1 protein-coding gene is annotated in these 682 nt (G+C 50.9%); it reads right to left on the bottom strand.

Going from position 1 to position 682, the window contains the following annotated elements:
- Positions 1-483, bottom strand: a 483-nt coding sequence (locus EXE45_RS17320; RefSeq protein WP_137695061.1) for a response regulator, incomplete at its 3' end; no start/stop codon positions are given.
- Between the last annotated feature and the right edge of the window lie 199 nt (positions 484-682).

The raw sequence follows: 682 nt of genomic DNA on the forward strand, positions 1-682 counted from the left end.
ACCGGTCTCGTCTTTAGCGAAGACGAGCTGTGGGAGCATATCGATGATTTGGCGCAACTGGTCGCGAGTCGCTTGGGCACGGTCTCGATGGCGATGTCTTTCTACGGCGTTTCGAATCTGATTGGCAAGGATCGTGTACTGAGCTGTTCCAGAGTCTTTTTGTAGATAGTCTGTCACACCGGAAGCGATCGCATCGCTTGCGACCGCTTCACTACCTTTGCCTGTATAAAGAATAAACGGCAAGGCGGGATCTTCCTCGCGCACTGTTTTGAGGAACTCAATACCGTTCTGGCCGGGCATATCGTAGTCGCTCACAATACAATCGAAGTTATCTGTGGCGAGTCGATCCAGCCCTTCGCTGGCGCTTGTTACTGTTTCAACAGCAAATTGGCTCTCCTGTTCAGAGAGTATATCGGCTGTTAGTCCCGCGAGAGCGGGGTCATCATCAACGAGAAGAACCGAAACGCCTGTTGACTCAATCATGTATGATAACTAAGCGGTGACACATATAGCATTTCGGAGGAAATTTTCATTCGGGATACTCAGCCGATTTTTCCATCTACTGTGAGGTTGATACAAGACTCGTCCAGATCTAGCCGGTCCTCAGACTAATTGACATCCTCCCACGCCTGAAGACGCGGGAATCCCACGGCACCGCACCGCTGAGTTGGGATATTACGGT

The sequence above is a fragment of the Halorubrum sp. SP9 genome (assembly GCF_005435015.1).
GTDB lineage: Archaea > Halobacteriota > Halobacteria > Halobacteriales > Haloferacaceae > Halorubrum > Halorubrum sodomense.